Raw genomic sequence first — 20,263 nt, 5'->3', positions numbered from 1 at the left:
CGGCCGGTGCCGCCTGCCGTACCGGCCTGCCCAAGCGTGTGTGGCTGAATCAGTTGCCATTCACGTTCCGTAAGTTCGTGGCGTCGCATCCCGCAAATTTAAACATGACTGTCCACACACTCTAGTCAAAAGTATAGATTTCCACTTCCGTCCTCCAAGCCTGCCACCCCACTGCCGGAAGCTTGCCGCTTCTGCCGTATCTTTGCGGCCTTGCTTATGGACATGGAAACCAAGAAAGTCGCCTTTTACACGTTGGGCTGCAAGCTCAACTTCTCCGAGACGTCCGCCATCGGGCGGCAGTTTGAGGAGCACGGCTTCGTGAAAACCGCCTTCGAGGACGCGGCCGACATTTACGTCATCAACACCTGCTCCGTCACGGACCACGCCGACCGCAAGTGCCGGAAGGTGGTGAAGGAGGCTCTCAAGCACAACCCCGAGGCCTTCGTGGCCATTGTGGGCTGCTACGCCCAGCTCAAGCCCCGGGAAATTGCCGAAATCCCCGGCGTGCACGCCGTGCTGGGGGCCGCCGAGAAATTTCAGCTGGTGGAAACGCTGGCCGGCTTCCGCAAGCCCGCGCCCGGCCAGCCGGGCCAGGTGTTCGCCTCGCCCATTGCCGCCGCCACCGAGTTCCACGCCGCCCACAGCTACGGCGACCGGACCCGCACCTTCCTGAAGGTGCAGGACGGCTGCGACTACTCCTGCTCCTTCTGCACCATTCCGCTGGCCCGGGGCGCGAGCCGCTCGGGCTCGGTGCAGAGCGTGGTGGAGCGCGTAGAGAAACTGGCCGAATCCGGCGTGAAGGAAATCGTGCTCACCGGCGTCAACCTCGGCGACTTCGGCCTCCAGGGACCCGACCGGGAGCGGCGGGAGAACTTCCACGACCTCGTGCGCGCCCTCGACGAGGTGGCCGGCATTGAGCGGTTCCGCATCAGCAGCTGCGAGCCCAACCTGCTCTCGGATGAGATTATCCGGTTCGTGGCCCAGTCGAAGCGGTTTATGCCCCACTTCCACATTCCGCTGCAATCGGGCTCGAACAAGATTCTGGGCCTGATGCGCCGCCGCTACCGCCGCGAGCTGTACCAAGAGCGCGTGGCCCTCATCAAGGAGGTGATGCCCCACGCCTGCATCGGCGTGGACGTGATTGTGGGATTTCCCGGCGAAACCGAGGCCGATTTCCTCGAAACCTACCAGTTCCTGAACGAGCTCGACGTGAGTTACCTGCACGTGTTCCCCTACTCGGAGCGCGACAACACGCTGGCGCCCACCCTGCCCGGCCGCGTCCAGGACCGCCACCGCCACGAGCGCACCACCCAGCTGCGCGGCCTCTCGGAAAAGAAGAAGCGCTTCTTTTACGAGCAGCACGTGGGCCTGGAAACGCGGGTGCTGTTCGAGGACGACGTCACGAACGGCCAGATGGAAGGCTTCACGCCCAACTACATTCGCGTAACGGCCAAGTACGACCCGCTGCTGGTAGGCGAGCTGAAGCCCCTGCGCCTGACCGCCGTGAACCCCCAGAACCTGATGGAAGCCGAGGAAATGGGCATCGAGGTGTTCCAGCACTAGCAGGTAAGGAGTAAAGGAGAACGTCATTCCGAGCGAAGCCGAGGAATCTCGGGTGCTGACGTTGGATTACCATTGCAACGCCAGCACGCGAGATTCCTCGGCTCCGCTCGGAATGACGTTCGGATTTATCTACACCACTAATTCAAAAGCCCCTGACGTGTGCACGTCAGGGGCTTTGTGTTTGCTTAGGGCTTTGGACTGCGTGAAGGACGGATTACTTCGGCTCCGTCTCGCTATGACAGCGCGGGCAGTTACGCCAGCTGACGTTGCATCAGGTCCATCATCTGCTGCATCATGCGTTGCTGATCCTGGAGGTGCTGGTTGCGCAGCTCAGCCATAGCAAGCTGGTGGGCCATCTGCTGGGTGTAGAGAGCCGTCTGCCAGCTCAGGTCCGCGGCAGCGGCGGGTGCCGGGGCAACGGCGGCGGGCGCAGCGGCTACCGGAGCTGTTGGCTGCGGAGCAGCGGCCGGCGCGGCGGCGGGAGCTGGTTCCGGTGCCGCCGCAGCCACCGGCTCGGGAGCCGGGGCCACCGGCGCGGCGATGGGCTCGGGGGCTGCTACTGGTACAGCTACCCGCGTAGCCACGGGCGCGGCAGCGGCGGCAGCCTCCACGAGCTGGGCGGCGGATTGCAGCGCGGGCGGCGGAGTAGTGGCGTCCTCGGTGCCATCGGTCAGCATAGGGCCTTCGCCCTGGAGTAACCAGTCTTTCGACACATTTGGATACACCTCAAAAACTTTGCAAAGCAGGTCGAAACCCGGCTTGTTGCGCTCATCCACCAGGTGCTGAATGACGGTAGCCGTCTTCTCCAGCGAGGTGGCAAAGGCATTTTTCGACAGGCCCAAATGGCTAATCAATTGAGTAAACCGCTGTCCGACCGTAGTTTCCGCCGCCATATCCAAAAGGTGGTAATCGTTAATACACCGCAATGTAATACCAAATGAGTAAAGTATCCAGAAAACCGAACTACTCCGGTACGCCCGAGCCGTTACGGACTAAACGGCGGCGGAGCCGCGCAGCGGCTTCGGTTTGTAGCACGATTAACCCGAAGCCCGGCCGCGCCGCATAACGGGGCCCGCAACGCCTGCCAATCGGAATACAGATACGGGGCGCATTGACAGGGCTACGGTTGCAGCTGCTGCCAGGCGGGTTGCAGCCGGAGTTGCCCGAAGGGGAACAGATACGCAGCATCGGGAGCATAGGACCACAGGGTGGGCGGTAACCAAAGAGCGTAGAACAGCGCCACTCCTTTCGCCGAGACGGCAAAGTTGTCGGTTGCGGGTTCGGTTGCGTCCTGAAAACGAACCTGCCGGCTCTTGGTGTCCCAGTTAAACCGTTCGGTCAGGTTGTTCATCTCGTCCGGGGCCGCATGCTCGCTGAGCGCGGCAGCCAGCTTCGCCTGTATTCGCTGGTTAATGGCGGCTCACAGACGCGGCTGAAGCTGGCGGCGGTTGCTTTATTGGCTGACCGCATGAGTTGTTCGATAAAGCTCCCTTAAACTCAAAATGATACCCGAAACTCAGCAACCGATTGTCGTTACGAAGCTCACGGCATTCGACTCAAGTTGCGAAGTCCGCGTAGCGGCTGTCGGTTTGAAGCATGGTAAGCCTACCGAACGGCCGCGCCGCGTAGCGGTGCTCGGAACACCCGCCATTTCGGGCACCGCTACGCGGCGCTGAAACCCGTCACGTTTTTTTCTACAAACCGACGGCCGCTCTGCGGCCACTTCGCAGCACCCGGTAGCCCTCGCCCATCAGGCTCTGTCCGGGTTGCCGGTGGCCGTTCTCCTCGCGGCAGCACGCACCCCGGATCCGGCGCAAGGCCGGGCCGGGCTCCCATCCGGCGTGTCCAGCTTTGCCGGCTCCAACCAGCACCTGCTGCACGATAGCACGGTTGATACGCCGGGCCGCCACCGGGTTTGGCAGCGCCACCTGCGGCACCTCGAACCCGGCCGCTTCCGCCAGACGAAAGGTGACCACGCGGGCGGGCGGAATCAGCTCCACAGCCAACGCCGGCTGGCCTACTGTTGGCAGCATGACGGCCAACAGCACAATAGCCGGAAGCCACTTCACGCCCCCGCTCCTACTCGAAGCGCAGGCTCTCAATGGGGTCGAGGCCGGCGGCTTTGCTGGCCGGGTAGTAGCCCGAGGCCAGGCCCACCGTCACGCAGATAATCAGGCCGACGCTCATCCAGAGCCAGGGCACGATGAAGCCCCCGTCGCCCACGAACAGGGAAATGGCGTTGCCCATGCCCACGCCCAGCAGGATGCCCAGCGTGCCGCCCATCACGCAAATCACGATGGCCTCGATGAGAAACTGCTGGCGGATGTTGAGGGCCGTGGCGCCCATGGCCTTGCGAATGCCGATTTCGCGGGTGCGCTCCGTCACCGACACCATCATGATGTTCATCAGGGCGATGCTGGCCCCGAGCAGGGTAATGAAGCCCACCAGAAAGCCCCCGATGCGCAGGTTGTCCGACAGCGCATCGAGCTTGCCGGCCAGCGAGTCGGAGCGCTCCAGTTCGAAGCTGTCTTCCTGGCCCAGGGCGTCGTGGCGCACGGCGCGCATGATGCCGGTGGCCTCGCCGGTGAGGTAAGTAAGCTGGGTGGGGTCGAGGGTGGCCGTTTTCACGTCGTAGGTGAGGGCGCGCTGGCGCGGGAGCTGGTTGCCGGTTTCCAGGGGCACGAGCATCAGGCGGTCGGCCCCGCCGCCGCCCATGCTGCTGCCGCTTTTTTCCAGCTCGCCTACCACCTGAAACCGCCGCCCCAGCATATAAATGTACTGGTTGATCGGGCTCTGGCTGGGGAAGAGCTTGTCCTTGATTTCGGCGCCCACAATCACCACGTTGGTGCCGTTATCGAGCTCGGCGGGCGAAAAGGCCCGGCCGGCCTTGAGGTTGTAGCTCTGGATGAGCAGGTAGTTTTCGTCGCCGGCAATGACCTGCATGTTGGGGTTGGTTTTCTCCCCGTTGGCCTTCACTTCCACCGCGCCCGCAATAAAGGCCGAAACGCCCACCTTGGCCTGCTCGCCCACCTGCTCCTTGTACTGGCGGGCCTGCAGGTAGGTGATGGCCGGGTAGGTTTTACCCTGCACGCCGCCCCGCCGGAAGCGGTTGGTGTAGCCCTTGGCCTTGATTTCAAAGGAGTTGGCGCCCAGGCTGGCGAAGGTGGAGTTGAGCGAGGCCTTGATGGCATCGATGGCCGTGAGGATGCCCACCAGCGACATAATGCCGATGCTCACAATCAGGGCCGTCAGAATCGTGCGCAGCAGGTTGCTGTTGATGGAACGAAACGCCTCTTTGATGTTTTCCAGCAAGTGCATAGCGACGACAACGAAACGAGTGCGACCAAAACTTCTTTCAACTCCTGCGTCGACTTCCCCTCACCCCATTTCCATAACGACAGCCCGCGCAAGGTAGCGCGTTTTCGGCGAAACTCCCACCCGGATTCGTTACCTTTCGAATCGGGGATTGTCCGGGTTGACGGCCTTTTCCGCCCGCTTTTCCCCGCCTTTTTAGCTCCTGCCTATGAAAACTGTTCTGAGCCTGCTGCTGGTGCTGGCCGCCAGCCTGGGCCGGCCCCTGGCCGCCTGGGCCAACCATATTCTCATCCCCATGGACAACTCCCAGAAGGAGCACCTGAAAGCCTACGGGGCCGCCTACTGGCTGCTGGGCAAGCAGGTGGAAGTGGACTGGCTGCTCAACTACCGGGGCGGGGCCTTCGCCTGCCCCGTGGCCCCGGGCCTGGAAAACGAGCTGGCCGTCCGGGGCGTGAGCTACCAGGTGATTTCCGAGGCCCAGTACACCGGCGTGCTCTCGGAAATTGCCGACCCCAACGCCAACATGGACGTGATGAAGCTGGAGAAGGTGCCCAAAATTGCGGTGTATACGCCCAAGGGCAAGCAGCCCTGGGACGATGCCGTGACCATGGTGCTCACCTACGCTGAAATTCCCTTCACTCAGCTCTACGACGACGAAGTGCTGCGCGGCGACCTGCCTAAGTACGACTGGCTGCACCTGCACCACGAGGATTTTACGGGCGAGTACGGTAAGTTCTACGCCTCCTACCGCTCGCGCCCCTGGTACCAGCAGCAGCAGCGCGACGCGGAGGCCGCGGCCAAGCGCAACGGCTTTGCCAAAGTCAGCCAGATGAAGGGCGCGGTAGCCGTGAAAATGCAGGAATTCATTGCCGGCGGGGGCTTTCTGTTCGCCATGTGCTCGGCCACCGACTCCTACGACATTGCCCTGGCCGGCCTGGGCGTGGACATGGTAGAGAGCATGTACGACGGCGACCCGGCCGACCCCCAGGCCCAGAGCAAGCTCAACTTCAACCGCACCCTGGCCTTCCAGAACTTCCAGCTGCGCATGAACCCCTACGAGTACGAGTACTCCAACATCGACATGGATCCGCGCGAACGGGGCGTGTACGAGGACAACGACTACTTCCAGCTCTTCAACTTCTCGGCCAAGTACGACCCCGTGCCCACCATGCTCACCCAAAACCACGAGCGCACCCTCAAGGGCTTCATGGGCCAGACGACGGCCTTCCGCAAGAGCCTGGTGAAGCCCGACGTGGTGGTAATGGGCGAAAACAAGGCCTCCGGCGAAGTGCGCTACATGCACGGCACCCTCGGCAAAGGCACCTGGACCTTTTATGGCGGCCACGACCCCGAAGACTACCAGCACTTAGTAGAGGAAGAGCCCACCGACCTGGCCCTGCACCCCAATTCCCCCGGCTACCGCCTCATCCTCAACAACATCCTCTTCCCCGCCGCCAAAAAGAAGAAACAGAAAACGTGATTCTGTGAGAAGTGAGAAGTGAGAAGTGAGAAGTGAGAAAAGGAACGTCATCCTGAGCGAAGCGAAGGACCTTATCACCGTAGAACGATAATCGTTTTGACGACTCGTTATGACGCGACAGGATCCTTCGCGCCGCTCAGCATGACGTTCTTTTTCACCCCATCACTTCTCCAGACGCATAATCTGCCGCACTACTTCGGGCAGGTCTTCGGTTTTTTCGGGTTCCAGGGACAGGGTCAGGTCCAGCAGGACGGGTTGGCCTTTGACGGCGGCGCACACAATGTACTGATAGGCCATGCCATTGTCGGTAACGTAGGCCAGGCGGGTACCCTGGGCCGGGGGGCCATCGAGCAGGGAGCAGGTAAAAGGCTGGGTTTCGGCCCCTTTATGGGCCTTTTTAGCCAGGCGGATGTACTCCGGGGGGTAGGCCGTCATCAGCTTGTAATCCAGATACGCCCACGACAGCCGGTAGTTGGTGCAGGCCAGTTCCGTAGAAGAGGCAGGGGCACACCCGCTTTCCACGGGTAGCTCCACACCGCAGAAGTTGAGTGAAGGCGGGCCGGCCGGACCGGTGGCCGACGACAGCGGCAGGAGCAGCAGGAGCCAGAGAACTGAGAGCAGGGTTTTCATAGGTGCGATAGTTTATGCTAACGCCTAAGCTACAACTGCGCAGCGGGCTCCTCCAACTCCGCTTCCAACAATTCTGGCACGGCTACCGGCGGCGGTTAGTGCATCCGGTCGTCGCGCACGGGCAGGCTGGTCACGATGTCGCCTTCAATTTTGAGCAGTTCCTGGAGGCGCTCCTCTACCTGCCGGTGGTCGCAGTATTCCTTGGCCAAGTCGATGTAGCTCACGAAGTGGCCCGCCTCGGAGGCCATCAGCTCGTAGTAGAACTGGCTCAGCTCGGGGTCGGGAATGTTCTTCCACAAAAGCTTGAACCGTTCGCAGCTACGGGCCTCTATCAGAGCGCTTACCAGCAGCTGATCCATAAGCTGCCGCTCCCGGGGCCCGCCCTTGCGCACGTGGGACAGCAGCTGCACCACGTACTCGTCGCGGCGGGGACGGCCCAGTTCGTGGCCGCGCTTGCGCAACTCCTGGAGCACCCGGGCAAAGTGTTCCCACTCCTCGGCTACCAGGGCCGTGAGCTCCTCCACGAGGCGCGTTTTTTCGGGATACTTCACGATAAGCGAAATGCCGGTGCTGGCCGCCTTCTGCTCGCAGTAGGCGTGGTCGACCAGAATGTCTTCGATGTTTTTGCTGGCAATGTCCACCCACCGCGGGTCGGTATTGAGCTTCAGCTTGAGGATAGTTTTCATTGGGGGTCTGAGTTAATGGGGGACCGGGATACTGAGTTGATAGAGGGCTGAAAGACCCGGAACCGGATTAATCGGAAGCTGATACGAATAAAACATCAACCCAGTCCCTCAGTACCTCATCAATCCGGTCCCTAATTAAAGAACTGCCAGCGCAGGCCGAATTGCAGGCGGCGGGGCAGGGCGGCGTAGTAGGGCGTGGCGAAGTAGCCGTTCTGGGGCAGAAACTGGTTGACGTAGGCCATCTTGAAGAAGATGCTCACCGTCTTGATGTCGGCGCTCAGGAACACGTCCACGACGGGCGTGTTGCGGATGGTGAAGTGGTCCTGAACGAAGAACTGCTGGGTGCTGGGGCTGTAATCGTAGGCTTTCCAGCGCGACTGGAAGTAGCCCTGTACGCCCACCTGCCCGAACAGGGCATTGCGGAACACGGAGCCCTGGTAATACAGCCGCGACTCGCCCACCAGCTTCGGAATGCGCAGGGCCGGGTTATCGGCGCCGGCCCCGTAGGTATAGGTGGCCTGGTTATCGAAGAACAGGTGGCCCACATTCAGGCGGTAGCGGCCCATGAGCGTGACCAGCCGGAAGGTTTCGCCTTGCTGGAAAGGCCCGCTCCTTGCCATGTGCACCCGGTCGGTTTGGGAGTTGGGGTCGATGGAGTAGTAGATGTAGTTGGCGATGTTGGCGCCCGTGCCCACGGCTTCCAGGTAGTGCCGGCCCAGCTGCCGGGCCGCCCGCACCCGCAGCTGCTGCACCTGGGTGTTGCTGAACGACTTGTTCCAGGCGTAGTGGTTACCCTCAAACTGCTGCTCAGTGAGCGTGGGCGATACGCTGGTCAGCAGCAGTTCCGCGCTCAGGAAATCCAGCACGGCCCGGCCCCGCAGCCAGTATTCGGTTTGGGTGGGATCCTGGAGGTCGGGCTTGATTTCGCCGGCCGTTTCGATGGCATACTGCCGGTAGCGAAACGCGGCCGTGCCGCCCAGAAACAGCTGGGAGCCGCTTCGGTCGCCCAATGAATCCTGGAGGACGGCCGGCTCGCCGAAGGCCACGCGCGTAGCGAGTGAATAGTAGCGCTGCCGGGCGTAGAGGCGATATTCCACCGTCTTCGAGTTGCCCATCAGGCCCACCGTATTTTCCCACTGGCGGAACTCGGCCCGGTCGTCGGTGGCGGCCGTACTCAGGCGCAGCTCCGGGTAAAAGGGGTTCCGCTCGCCGGAAGGCAGCAGGAGCTCCGTATCGGTGTACTTGTTGAGCTGGCGGCTCCAGTCGAAGATGTGGAAGGCGGTGAGGCCCCGGCCCAGCAGGCGGTAGGAATGCAGCAGGCGCACCCGGTCCCGGCTGTCGCGGTTCCTGGCCTGAGTCAGGCTCACGGTTTCCCGCTGATAGTTGAAAAGCAGACTCAGGTCCGGGTATATCGTGCCGTCGGGCAGCGTATCGAGCTGGGCGGGCTGGGGCACAATGGGGCCCTGCTCGGCCACCGTGTGCCGGGCCGTGCTGAAGTTGGCCATGGCCCGGTACCGGTCGTTGAGCGACTGGTAGCGCACGAAGAACAGGAAGTTGCTGTGCTCGGCCAGGCCGGTTTTGGTGTTGGTGACGGCCACCGCCTTGTTGGAGCCGAACCGCTCGTAGTCGAAGCCCGCGTTGAAGCGCTTTTTGAGGCTGCGGGCGTAGGAGAACTCGAAAATCTGCTCGTAGGGGTTGCCCTGGTGAAAGCGGAAGAAGGTGTAGGGCGAGCGGGTATCGTAGTACTTCACGTCGGCCGCGTCGCGGGCGTACTTATCGAACACGTTGCGACCCAAACGGGCGCCCAGCTGCCGGTTCGGCTCCCAGAGCAGGGGCCGCGAGGCCGTCCCGAAGTTGCCCAGGTCCTGCTGAAACGTGGTATCGTAGGTCCAGTAGCGCGACTGGGGCAGGCGGGTGAGGGTGGTGTCAATCATACGCCCCACGGTATCCTCGCGCAGCAGGTCGCGCTCCTGGAGGATGAAGGTAGTGCGGGCCCCGTAGCGGTTCTGGGTCGAGTCGTCGAGGATCTGGGCCTGGGCGCGCCCGGGCAGCAGCACCGCCAGCAGCAGCACCGATACGGCCGTTGCCAGTCCGCGCACCGGGTGTCCGGCAGCGGCCAACCAGCCCCGCAGGGCCTCAAAAAGTGAAATCAACAACGAGTCAGACAACAGCGTGGGGCGGAAAATACGGGTTCAGCAGGGCGGCCAGCCGGGTGTCGCCAGCGGCCAGGAACCGAACGGTAATCGGAATGTAAAATACGGGCAAATCGGCCACACTTGCCGCCAGGGCCGGCTCCCGCAGGCGGGCCGCGTCCTTCTGGGTGGTCAGAACGACCTGACCGGGCCGTAATTGTGCGGCCAGGGCCCCGATTTCGGCGGGCGTGAAGGCGTGGTGGTCGGGGTAGCGGTGGTGGGCGGCCACCCGGTAGCCGGCGGCGGCCAGGTGCTCCAGCAGCGGACCGGGCTGGGCAATGCCGGTGAGCACCACCACTTCCGGTCCGGGCGCAGCCCCGGCGGCCGGGCCCGCCGCGGGCACCGGCGGGCCGTAGTCGTAGCAGGAAAACAGCACCGGCACTTCGGGGCGGGCGTAGCGCCGCACGTTTTCGGTGATGGTGGTGCGGGCGGCCGCGCTCAGGGCCGGGTCGCACTTGGTCACGATAACCACGTCGGCCCGCTGCGCCCCCGCCCTACTCTCGCGCAGGCGGCCGGCGGGCAGTACGAAATCCTGGTAAAAGGGCCGCTGCTGCTCCGTGAGCAGGATATTGAAGGCGGGCCGCACCCGGCGGTGCTGGTAGGCATCATCGAGCACCACGGCCGTAACGGCGGGCTCCTGCAGCAGCAGCCGCCCGATGCCGGCCACCCGGTCCTCGCTCACGACGACGGGCACCGCCCCCCCGAACTGCCGGAACTGCTGGAGGGGCTCGTCGCCGATGGTGGCGGCCGTGTCGGCGGCGGTGGCGCGGCGGTAGCCCCGGGTGCGGCGGCCGTAGCCCCGGCTCAACAGGGCCGGCTGCTGCCCCCGGGCCCGCAGCCAGGCCACCAGCCAGGCCACGTGGGGCGTTTTGCCGGTGCCGCCCACCCGCAGGTTACCCACGCTGAGTACGGGCACTGTTTCAAAAGCCGCGCTCGGCTTCCAGCCCCGGTCGTAGAGCCAGTTGCGCCCCGCCAGCACCCCGGCGTAGAGCCAGCTCAGGGGCAGCAGCAGGTACGTCAGGAGCCGGGCCATGGGGCGGGTGAGGTGGTTTTGAAGGGGTGGTAGTGGGCCTGCTAACAGCCGTTGCAGGGCGCAAAAGTAGGGGTTGCGGCGGGTTGGTGGGCCGAACCTGATAATTTTCGAGCTTACTTCGCCTGGACCGTGGCGCGGCTACTTGGCACGGGCACTCCCACCAGCTTCTTCCCAACGCGGGTTAAATTCAACGTCAGCACGCGAGATTCCTCGGCAGGCTCGGAATGACGTTCTTTTATCACCCATCAGGGAAGAACCCCTAGGTTTGTGCCGACCGGTCATTTTTAATTTTTCACTTTTCATTTTTAATTCCTCCCCCATGCCCCAGCTCCACGACCTGATGCGCGTGCTGGAAGCCGCCGCCCCGCTGGCCTACCAGGAAAGCTACGACAACGCCGGCCTGCAGTGCGGCGACCCGCAGCTGGAAATTAGGGGCGTGCTCATTGCCCTCGACTGCACCCCGGCCGTGGTGGCCGAGGCCGTCCGGCGCGGATGCAACGTGGTGGTGGCCCACCACCCGCTCATCTTCAAGCCTCTCAAACGGCTCACCGGGGCCAACGAGGTGGAGCAGACCCTGCTCCAGGCCATCCGCCACGACGTGGCCCTCTACGCCGCCCACACCAACCTCGACAACGTGGCCCACGGCGTCAACCGCAAGCTGGCCGACACGCTGGGCCTGCAGCACGTGCGCATCCTCGACCCCAAGCCCGGCCTGCTGGCCAAGCTCATTACCTACGTGCCCGCTTCCCACACCGACGCCGTGCTGGAAGCCCTCTACGCGGCCGGGGCGGGCCAGATCGGGCAGTATGCGGGGTGCAGCTTCCGCTCGGAGGGCACGTTCACGTTCACGCCCGGGGCGGGCACCAACCCCTTCCTGGGCACGCCCGGCCAGCCCCACACCGGCCCCGAGGACCGGGTGGAAGTACTGCTGCCCCTGCACCGCCAACACGCCGCCCTGGCCGCTTTGCGCCGGGCTCATCCTTATGAAGAAGTGGCCTACGAGGTAGTAAAGCTCGAAAACACCCATCAGGAAGTCGGTTCCGGCATGGTGGGCGAGTTGCCCGAACCGCTCAGCCCGGCCGAGTTCCGGCAGCGGCTGCGCGCGGCCCTGGGCGTACCCGTGGTCAAGTACACCGACTTCGAACGGCCGATCCGGAAAGTGGCTTTGTGCGGCGGGGCGGGCAGTTTTCTGATCGGCAAGGCCCGCGCCGCGGGGGCCGACGCCTACGTGACCGGGGATTTGAAGTACCACGAATATTTCGGGGCCGAAGGCCGGCTGATGCTCTGCGACGTAGGCCATTTTGAGAGCGAGCAATTCACGGGCGAAATCTTCCGGGATTTGCTTGCCGCCAACTTTGGAAGTACTTTTGCGCTCTTAATTGCTGAGACCCTCACCAACCCCGTCCGTTATGATTTCTAACCCGTCCACGGAAACTACCGTTGCCAGTAAGCTGGAAGCCCTTCTGAATCTGCAGCGTATCGACTCGCAACTGGATGAAATCCGGCGCGTGCGCGGCGATTTGCCCGAAGAGGTGCAGGATCTGGAGGACGAAATTGCCGGTTACGAGGTGCGTGTAAGCAAGTTCGACGAGGAAATTTCGTCCCTCAACGACCAGATCAAGCAGCGCAAGCAGGCGGCCAAGGACGCCGATGGCCTCATCAAGCGCTACGAGGAGCAGCAGCAGAACGTGCGCAACAACCGCGAGTACGAGGCCATTGCCAAGGAAATCGAACTTCAGAAGCTGGAAATCCAGATTTCGGAGAAGAAGATGAAGGAGGCCCAGTACCAGATCGAGCAGAAAAACAACGACATCAGCGGTACCAAGGCGCGCCTGGAAGAGCGCAAGAAGGATCTTGACAACAAGAACACCGAACTGCAGACCATCGTGGGCGAAAGCGAAGCCGACGAGCAGAAACTCCTGGAGGAGCGCGCCAAGGCCGTGCAGCCCATTGAGGAGCGCCTGCTGACGGCCTACACCCGCATCCGCGGCAACGTGCGCAACGGCCTGGCCGTGGTGGAAGTGAAGCGCGACGCCTGCGGCGGCTGCTTCAACACGGTGCCCCCCCAGCGCCAGGCCGACATCATCGCCCACAAGAAAATCATCGTGTGCGAGCACTGCGGCCGCGTTCTGGCCGATGTGGAGGCGCGTAACGTCTAACGATTTCGCTGTTTTACGTTTAAGAAGAACGGCCTCTTTGCGGGGCCGTTCTTTTTTTTGTGCTATGAGAATTTCCGCCGAGGTGCGCAGAGGGTTTCGCCGAGGCCCGCAGAAGCTGTTCTGGCTGGGGCTGCTCGTCTTCGCCCACCCCGGCAACATCCTTGGCGCTCCGTTGCGACAACCGTTGGCGGCCCTCACTCCCCCCCAGGTGAGGGCCTACGCCGAGGTGCTCAACATGCGCCCCGCCGCCGCCCGCACCCTGCTCGGCCCGGGCTCCGACGCCGGCACGCTGCTGGTCCAGGACTGCCTGGGCATCACGGAGCTGCTGGTGAGCCAGGACGCCACCCGCTACGCCGCCACCGTGGATGCCCAGGACGCCCGCCTGGAGGCCCTGGAAGACCAGACCGGGCCGCTGGCCGAGTACGCCGCCGCCGAAATCCGTCTGCACCAGGCCGCCGCCCAGGTCGTGTTCGGTCACGAAGTGCAGGGCGCCTGGAGTCTGCGCCGCAGCTACGGGGCTATGCAGCAGGTGGTGGCGCGCTACCCTGATTTTCTGCCGGCCCGCAAAACGCTGGGCATGCTGCAGTTTTTCATCGGCTCCCTGCCCGAGTCGTACCGCTGGTTTCTGAAGTTGCTGGGGTTGCCCGGCTCGGTGGACGTGGGCCTGCGCAACCTGCGCCGGGCCGCCACCCAGCCCAACGACTTCCAGCTCGAAGCCCGCCTGATTCTGGCCCTGCTGGAAGAAACCTACTACAAGAAGCCCGCGGCAGCCCTGGGCCTGGTGGAAAGCCTGGGCCGCCAGCAGCCCGATAACCTGTTGCTGCGCTACCTGCTCATCAGCCAGCTCAAGAAGCAGCACCGCACCGACGAGGCCCTGGCCGCCTTCCGCGCCCGCCCCGCCGGTCCGGGCTACCTGCCGCTGCCCTACCTCCACCACATGGCCGCCGACCTGCTGCTCTACCAGGGCCAGTACGCCGCCTCCCGCCACGAAAACACCCTTTTCCTGCAGGAATACGCCGGCCAGCACTACCGCAAGGACGCCTGGTTTAAGCTCTACCTGGCCGCCTGGCTGGGCGGCGATGCGGCCGCCGCCGCCCAGTACCGCCGCCGCATCGGAACCGGGGGCCGCACCGTGCTGGAGGAGGACAACTACGCCCAGCGTTTCCTGGAAGACCGCCTGCCGCTCAACGCCACCCTCACCCGGGCCCGCCTGCAAATCGACGGCGGCTACTACCGGCCCGCCCTGGCTACCCTGGCCCGGTTCCGGACCACCGCCACCACGCCCCTGCGCGACCAGCTGGAAAGCACCTACCGCCGCGCCCGGGCCCTGCACCTGCTCGGCCGCCCCGATTCGGCCCGCGCCCTCTACGCCCAGACGGTAGCCCGGGCCGGCACCGCGCCTTACTACTACGCGCCCCAGTCGGCCCTGCAGCTGGGCTACCTCTACCAGGCCGCCGGCCAGCTCAGCACCGCCAAAGCCTACTTCCATAAGGCCCTGAGCTACTCCAGGCACGAGTACAAGAACAGCACCGACACCAAAGCCAAGCTGGCTCTGGCGGAGCTGGAGTAGGGTGCGGCTCCCCCTTTTCCAGGCCCCGATTTCCCAGGGCTGAAGCCCTGGGCTACGTAGCGAGCCGGACAGGCAACGCCGTTTCCCCGCTCAATAGCCCAGGGTTTCAACCCTGGGACACCGCGCCGGCCCGTATGCCGTCGTTTATCCCCGCTCACTAGCCCAGGGTTTCACCCCTGGAATACCGCGCCGGCCCATTACCATCGTACTTTTACCCCGTGCTGTCCGTTCCGCTTGCCCAACTGCCTCCCGATTTCCACGCCCGCGCCCTGCGCTGGGCCGCTGGGTTTCCCCACTGCGCCTACTTCGAGCCGAATGGACTGAGTTACCCGGCGGGCCCGTTCCGCCAGCTGCTGGCCGTGGCCGAGGCGGCTCCCAACGCCCCGCGCACCCTGGCCGAGCTGCGGGAATGGCTGGCGGATACGGGTACGTCGGCAGCTCCGGCCTGCGGGTTTCTGACCTATGAAGTAAAGGATGAAGTAGAAGCCTTGAGCAGCAGCAACCCTAGCGGGTTATCCTGGCCGAATCTGCACTTTTTCCGGCCCCAGACCTGGCTGCTCTGGCAGGTGGAAACGCTGGAAATCCACGGAGCTACGGCCGGGGTGCTGGCCGCCATCGAAGCCACGCCCCTGCCCGCGCTGCCCCCGCCCAACGTGCCCGCCCTGCACGCCCGTCTGCCCAAGGCCGATTATTTGCGGGCCGTGGAAGCGGTGCGCGAGGACATTCTCAACGGCGAGGTCTACGAGCTCAACCTCTGCCAGGAATTCTACGCCGAGAACGTGCAGCTGGACCCGGCCGACGTGTTTGAGCGCCTAAACGCGGCCTCCCCGGCCCCGTTCGCGGGATTTCTGCGCCACGCAAGCCACTTCCTGCTCTGCGCCTCCCCCGAACGGTTTCTGCGCCGCACCGGCCCCGAACTGCTTTCCCAACCCATCAAGGGCACCATCCGGCGCGGCGCTTCGCCCGCCGAGGATGACGCCCTGCGCCACACGCTGCTGCACGACGAAAAGGAGCGCGCCGAGAACCTGATGATTGTGGACCTGGTCCGCAACGACCTGGCCCGGGTGGCCCAGACCGGCACCGTGCGGGTGCCCGAGCTCTTCGGCCTCTACCCTTTCCGCCACGTCTGGCAGATGATTTCCAGCGTAACGGCCGACCTGCAGCCCGGCCTCGACGTGGTGGACGTGCTGCGCGCCGCCTTCCCGATGGGCTCCATGACCGGGGCCCCGAAAATCCGGGCCATGCAGCTCATTGAGCATTACGAGCGCAGCCGCCGCGGCCTCTACAGCGGCAGCCTCGGCCTCATCTGGCCCTCCGGCGACTTCGATTTCAACGTCGTCATCCGCAGCCTCCATTACCGCCCCGACACCGGCCACCTCAGCTTCCAGGTCGGCTCCGCCATCACCTTCGACTCGGTGCCCGAGCGCGAGTACGCCGAATGCTTGTTGAAGGCCCGGGCGATGCTGGAAGTACTGGGAGCAACGGTGAAATAGTGAGGTGGTGAAATGGTGAGTTGACGTTCAAGCGGCGTGTGTGGCGCGAATGGCTCACGTCAGGCCAGTCACGCCAACTGCACCGCCTGAACATCCACTCACAATTTCACTATTTCACCACCTCACCAGTCCTGCCATTCTGTCATTTTCACCCTAAACCTGCTACCTTTGCCGTTCTCTGAACTGTGAAGCTGCTGCCTGCTCTCAGGCGTCCCCCCATGTCCCAACCGCTGATTACCCTCGATTTTCTCGATACGCCCGCCCTGCCCACGCCCGCCGTGGACGCTACCACCCACGCGCACGAGCCCTCGGGCGCGGTGCGCGTGAACCCGGCCACCAGCACCGGCCGCAAGCGCAAGCTCTACATGGAGAGCTACGGCTGCCAGATGAACTTCTCCGACTCCGAAATCGTGTCCAGCATCCTCTTTGACGAAGGCTTCGACACGATTGAAACCCTGGAGGGCGCCGACCTGGTGCTGCTCAATACCTGCTCCATCCGCGAGAAGGCCGAGCAGACCGTGCGCATGCGCCTCTCCCAGATCAACGGCCACAAGAAGCGCAACCCGGGCCTGCTGGTGGGCGTGCTCGGCTGCATGGCCGAGCGCCTGAAAACCAAATTTCTGGAGGAAGAAAAAATCGTAGACCTCGTGGTGGGTCCCGATGCCTACCGCGACCTGCCCCAGCTCATTGCCCAGGTTGATGGCGGCCAGAAAGCCGTGAACGTGCTGCTGAGCCGGGAGGAAACCTACGCCGACATCACGCCGGTGCGCCTGAACTCCAACGGCATCACGGCCTTTATCAGCATCATGCGCGGCTGCGACAACATGTGCTCCTTCTGCGTGGTGCCCTTCACCCGGGGCCGCGAGCGGAGCCGCGACGCCCACAGCATCGTGCGCGAGGCCCGGGATTTGGTGGCGGCCGGCTACAAGGAAGTGACCCTGCTGGGCCAGAACGTAGACTCCTACAAGTGGGCTAGTGAAGACGGCCAGGAGCACGTGAATTTCGCCCAACTGCTGGAGCGGGTGGCCCTGGTGAGCCCCGAGCTGCGGGTGCGCTTCTCCACCTCCCACCCCAAGGACATCACCGACGAGGTGCTCCACACCATGGCCCGCTACGAGAACATCTGCAAATACATCCACCTGCCGGCCCAAAGTGGCAACTCGCGGGTGCTGGCCCTGATGAACCGCACCTACGACCGGCCCTGGTACGAGGAGCGCGTGCAGGCCATCCGCCGCATTCTGGGCGAGGACTGCGCCATCAGCACCGACATGATTTCGGGCTTCTGCTCCGAAACCGAACAGGAGCACCAGGACACGCTGAGCCTGATGGAGTACGTGCGCTACGATATGGCCTACATGTTCTTCTACTCGGAGCGCCCCGGCACCCTGGCCGCCCGCAAGCTCGAAGACGACGTGCCCCTGGAGGTAAAAAAGCGCCGCCTGGCCGAAGTCATTGCCCTGCAGCAGCAGCACAGCAAGGAGCGCAACCTGCGCGGCGTGGGCCGCGTGCACCGCGTGCTGGTCGAGAACTTCTCCAAGCGCAGCGACGAGCACCTGAGCGGCCGCAACAGCCAGAACCAGGTCGTCATCTTCCCCAGGAAACACTATAAAAAAGGCGACTACGTTGATGTGCTGGTGCACGAGTCGACCACAAATACCTTGCTGGGGGAAGCGGTGGAGTAGTTGTCAGTTACTGGTTGTCAGTTGTTGGCACTCGTCAAATATGGAAAACGGCACTGAGAAGTCTTACACCGAGCTAGTTGTCTGGCAGAAGTGCAGAGCCTTGGTTAGCACCGTCTATGAATTGACGAGATGCTTTCCAAAGGAAGAGCTTTTTGGCTTGAGCAATCAGATGCGCCGGGCAGCCGTTTCCATTCCTTCTAACATTGCCGAAGGCTGCGGCCGCCAGCATACGCGTGACACCCTTCAGTTTTTATTTATAGCCCGAGGCTCATTATTCGAAGTTGAAACCCAATGTTATCTGGCAACTGATCAGGAGTATATCTCTCCTGACCAGTTGACTCTTATTTTAACCACCATTCAGGAGTGTAAAAAGTTACTGCAGGGATTCATTCGTTATTACCGCTCGCTCGCACCGTCGTCACAAGCACATGAGGATGCTGCTCCATACCAAACTGACAACGGACAACTAACAACCGACAACTAATTTGACACCCTCCGAAATACAATCCATCAAGCAGCGCTTCGGCATTATTGGGAATGCGCCTTCGCTTAATTACGCCATTCAGGTGGCGGCGCAGGTGGCCCCGACCGATATGACGGTGCTGATAACGGGCGAAAGCGGCTCCGGCAAGGAGTCGTTTTCCAAGATTATCCACGCCCTTTCGCCCCGCAAGCACGGGCAGTTCATTGCCATCAACTGCGGCGCCATTCCCGAGGGCACCATCGACTCGGAGCTGTTTGGCCACGAGAAGGGCTCGTTTACCGGCGCCCAGGAGGCCCGCAAGGGCTACTTCGAGGTGACCAACGGCGGCACCATCTTCCTCGACGAAATCGGGGAGATGCCGCTGGGCACCCAGGCCCGCCTGCTGCGGGTGCTCGAAAACGGCGAGTTTATCCGCGTGGGCTCCAGCAAGGTGCAGAAGACCGACGTGCGCGTGGTGGCCGCCACCAACGTGAACCTGCTCGATGCCGTGCGCGAAGGCCGTTTCCGCGAGGACCTGTACTACCGCCTCAACACGGTGCCCATCACGGTTCCACCGTTGCGTGAGCGGGGCGATGACATTTACCTACTGTTCAGAAAGTTCGCCACTGATTTTTCTGACCGCTACCGGGTGAAGCCCATCAGCCTGACGACCGAGGCGGTGCAGGAATTGCAGCGCTTCCGCTTCCCCGGCAACATCCGCCAGCTCAAGAACGTGGCCGAGCAGATGTCGGTGCTGGAGACGGACCGCGAGGTGGATGCCCGCCGCCTGCGCGGCTACCTGCCCGCCGACCAGGCCAGCCGCCTGCCCATGCTGGTGCACGCCGCCGGCACGGCCACCGACGGAGCCGGCAACAACTACTCCGAGCGCGACCTGCTCTACAAGGTGCTCTTCGACATGCGCCGCGACATGACCGACCTCAAGAAGCTGGTGCTGGATTTGGCCGGCGGGCAGCGCCCCCACGAAACCCAGGAGCTGCTGCGCCAGAACAGCCACCTGTTCAGCGGCAACAGCATGGCCGTGGCCTCCTACGAAGGCCCGAACGGCCGCCCGCTACGGGCTGAAAATACCGGCAACGACTACATCCTGCACCCCCGCGACCTGCACGTAGAGGACGCCACCGACTACGAGGAGGAACCCCAGCGGGTGGAAGACATTCCGCACGAAACGGAGGAGGAAACCCTGAGTCTGGAGGCCAAGGAGAAGGAAATGATTATCAAGGCCCTCAAAAAGCACAACAACAAGCGCAAGTACGCCGCCCACGACCTGGGCATCTCCGAGCGCACCCTCTACCGCAAACTCAAGCAGTATGACCTGGAACAAGCGTAATAGTCTTGAGCTGTTAGCGGTTGGCTATTGGCTGTTCGCTTTCTGTTCAGATGCAGCCCGAAAGCTAATCACTCGCACAAAAAGCACACTGGCTATCAGCTGTCAGCTGCTACTGCCATTCCTGTTCTTGCTCAGCGGCTGCGGGATTTACTCGTTCAGCGGGACCAACATCGACCCCAAGGTGAAGACGGTATCGATTTCCACCTTCGCCAACAACGCCAGCAACGGCCCGTCGTTTCTGGCCCAGCGGTTTACGGAGGATTTCAAGGACTACTTCCAGCGCAATACCACCCTCAAACTGGTGCCGCGCGATGGGGACTTACAGTTTGAGGGCCAGATCATTGCCTACGATTTCGCGCCGGCCGCCATTCAGCAGCAGAACGGCCAGGACCAGGCCGGGGCCAACCAGCTCACTATTCAGGTGCGGGTGAAATTCACCAATACCCAGGACCCCAAGCAGGATTTCGAGCAGACCCTGCAAACCACCCGGCCCTTCCCCGCCACCCGCGACATTACCAGCATCAACAACGACGCCACGGCCCTGCGGGAGCTGTTCCGCAACATCATCACCGACGCCTTCAACAAGTCGGTGGCCAACTGGTAATTACCCCGCTGGTGAGGTTTAATGCCTAAATTGGCGTATTGTTGC

Annotated in this window: 18 protein-coding genes; 10 read left to right on the top strand and 8 right to left on the bottom strand. The window is 63.1% G+C overall.

Annotated features, from left to right (window positions below; all coding sequences use genetic code 11):
- Positions 1–216 precede the first annotated feature (216 nt).
- Positions 217–1,563 carry a tRNA (N(6)-L-threonylcarbamoyladenosine(37)-C(2))-methylthiotransferase MtaB gene (mtaB, locus tag KLP40_RS19675; protein ID WP_215595546.1) on the top strand — a complete coding sequence of 449 codons (1,347 nt, stop codon included), beginning with the start codon at positions 217–219 and terminating at the stop codon, positions 1,561–1,563.
- A 251-nt stretch (positions 1,564–1,814) separates the two neighbouring features.
- Here mtaB and KLP40_RS19670 read toward each other — a convergent pair whose 3' ends face one another.
- From KLP40_RS19670 to KLP40_RS19655, 4 genes are all read right to left on the bottom strand, one after another.
- A complete protein-coding gene (locus tag KLP40_RS19670; protein WP_215595545.1) occupies positions 1,815–2,405 on the bottom strand; it encodes a hypothetical protein in 591 nt (196 codons plus the stop codon).
- Between the two features lie 278 nt (positions 2,406–2,683).
- Positions 2,684–2,914 (bottom strand): hypothetical protein, encoded by a 231-nt coding sequence (locus KLP40_RS19665; RefSeq protein WP_215595544.1) that lies wholly within the window; start codon positions 2,912–2,914, stop codon positions 2,684–2,686.
- Positions 2,915–3,257: 343 nt separating this feature from the next.
- Positions 3,258–3,605: a hypothetical protein gene (locus KLP40_RS19660; protein WP_215595543.1), complete on the bottom strand. Its 348-nt coding sequence runs from the start codon at positions 3,603–3,605 to the stop codon at positions 3,258–3,260.
- A 37-nt stretch (positions 3,606–3,642) separates the two neighbouring features.
- On the bottom strand, positions 3,643–4,881 hold the full coding sequence (locus KLP40_RS19655; RefSeq protein WP_215595542.1) for an ABC transporter permease: 1,239 nt from the start codon (positions 4,879–4,881) through the stop codon (positions 3,643–3,645).
- Between the two features lie 205 nt (positions 4,882–5,086).
- Between KLP40_RS19655 and KLP40_RS19650 the strand changes: the two genes are divergently transcribed.
- Positions 5,087–6,358: an asparagine synthetase B gene (locus KLP40_RS19650; RefSeq protein ID WP_215595541.1), complete on the top strand. Its 1,272-nt coding sequence runs from the start codon at positions 5,087–5,089 to the stop codon at positions 6,356–6,358.
- A gap of 162 nt (positions 6,359–6,520) precedes the next feature.
- Here the strand turns inward: KLP40_RS19650 and KLP40_RS19645 are convergent, their stop codons facing one another.
- From KLP40_RS19645 to lpxK, 4 genes are all read right to left on the bottom strand, one after another.
- Positions 6,521–6,988 carry a hypothetical protein gene (locus KLP40_RS19645; protein WP_215595540.1) on the bottom strand — a complete coding sequence of 156 codons (468 nt, stop codon included), beginning with the start codon at positions 6,986–6,988 and terminating at the stop codon, positions 6,521–6,523.
- 95 nt (positions 6,989–7,083) lie between these two features.
- Positions 7,084–7,674, bottom strand: coding sequence for a tRNA-(ms[2]io[6]A)-hydroxylase (miaE, locus tag KLP40_RS19640; protein WP_215595539.1), 591 nt, complete (start codon positions 7,672–7,674; stop codon positions 7,084–7,086).
- A 131-nt stretch (positions 7,675–7,805) separates the two neighbouring features.
- On the bottom strand, positions 7,806–9,842 hold the full coding sequence (locus KLP40_RS19635) for a putative porin (protein ID WP_215595538.1): 2,037 nt from the start codon (positions 9,840–9,842) through the stop codon (positions 7,806–7,808).
- Positions 9,835–10,899, bottom strand: coding sequence for a tetraacyldisaccharide 4'-kinase (gene lpxK / locus KLP40_RS19630; RefSeq protein WP_215595537.1), 1,065 nt, complete (start codon positions 10,897–10,899; stop codon positions 9,835–9,837). Before lpxK ends, KLP40_RS19635 begins: the two co-directional genes overlap by 8 nt.
- Before the next feature lie 319 nt (positions 10,900–11,218).
- Between lpxK and KLP40_RS19625 the strand changes: the two genes are divergently transcribed.
- The 8 genes from KLP40_RS19625 (at position 11,219) to KLP40_RS19590 (ending at position 20,218) form a co-directional block, all read left to right on the top strand.
- Positions 11,219–12,319, top strand: a complete 1,101-nt coding sequence (locus KLP40_RS19625) for a Nif3-like dinuclear metal center hexameric protein (RefSeq protein WP_246559043.1) — start codon at positions 11,219–11,221, stop codon at positions 12,317–12,319.
- Positions 12,309–13,058 carry a zinc ribbon domain-containing protein gene (locus KLP40_RS19620; protein WP_215595536.1) on the top strand — a complete coding sequence of 250 codons (750 nt, stop codon included), beginning with the start codon at positions 12,309–12,311 and terminating at the stop codon, positions 13,056–13,058. Before KLP40_RS19625 ends, KLP40_RS19620 begins: the two co-directional genes overlap by 11 nt.
- Positions 13,059–13,122: 64 nt before the next feature.
- The gene (locus KLP40_RS19615) at positions 13,123–14,628 is read left to right on the top strand and encodes a tetratricopeptide repeat protein (protein WP_215595535.1); all 1,506 of its coding nucleotides are present in this window, start codon (positions 13,123–13,125) and stop codon (positions 14,626–14,628) included.
- 218 nt (positions 14,629–14,846) lie between these two features.
- Positions 14,847–16,121, top strand: coding sequence for an anthranilate synthase component I family protein (locus tag KLP40_RS19610; RefSeq protein ID WP_215595534.1), 1,275 nt, complete (start codon positions 14,847–14,849; stop codon positions 16,119–16,121).
- 218 nt (positions 16,122–16,339) lie between these two features.
- On the top strand, positions 16,340–17,803 hold the full coding sequence (gene miaB, locus KLP40_RS19605) for a tRNA (N6-isopentenyl adenosine(37)-C2)-methylthiotransferase MiaB (protein WP_215595533.1): 1,464 nt from the start codon (positions 16,340–16,342) through the stop codon (positions 17,801–17,803).
- A 40-nt stretch (positions 17,804–17,843) separates the two neighbouring features.
- Positions 17,844–18,287, top strand: coding sequence for a four helix bundle protein (locus KLP40_RS19600; RefSeq protein ID WP_215595532.1), 444 nt, complete (start codon positions 17,844–17,846; stop codon positions 18,285–18,287).
- Between the two features lies 1 nt (position 18,288).
- Positions 18,289–19,614: a sigma-54 interaction domain-containing protein gene (locus KLP40_RS19595; RefSeq protein WP_215595531.1), complete on the top strand. Its 1,326-nt coding sequence runs from the start codon at positions 18,289–18,291 to the stop codon at positions 19,612–19,614.
- 127 nt (positions 19,615–19,741) lie between these two features.
- A complete protein-coding gene (locus KLP40_RS19590; protein ID WP_246559042.1) occupies positions 19,742–20,218 on the top strand; it encodes an LptE family protein in 477 nt (158 codons plus the stop codon).
- Positions 20,219–20,263 lie beyond the last annotated feature (45 nt).

The sequence above is a fragment of the Hymenobacter piscis genome (assembly GCF_018760735.1).
GTDB classification, from domain to species: domain Bacteria; phylum Bacteroidota; class Bacteroidia; order Cytophagales; family Hymenobacteraceae; genus Hymenobacter; species Hymenobacter piscis.
The sequence above is the reverse complement of the archived record's forward strand: the minus strand, read 5'-3'. Positions and strand labels throughout refer to the sequence as shown.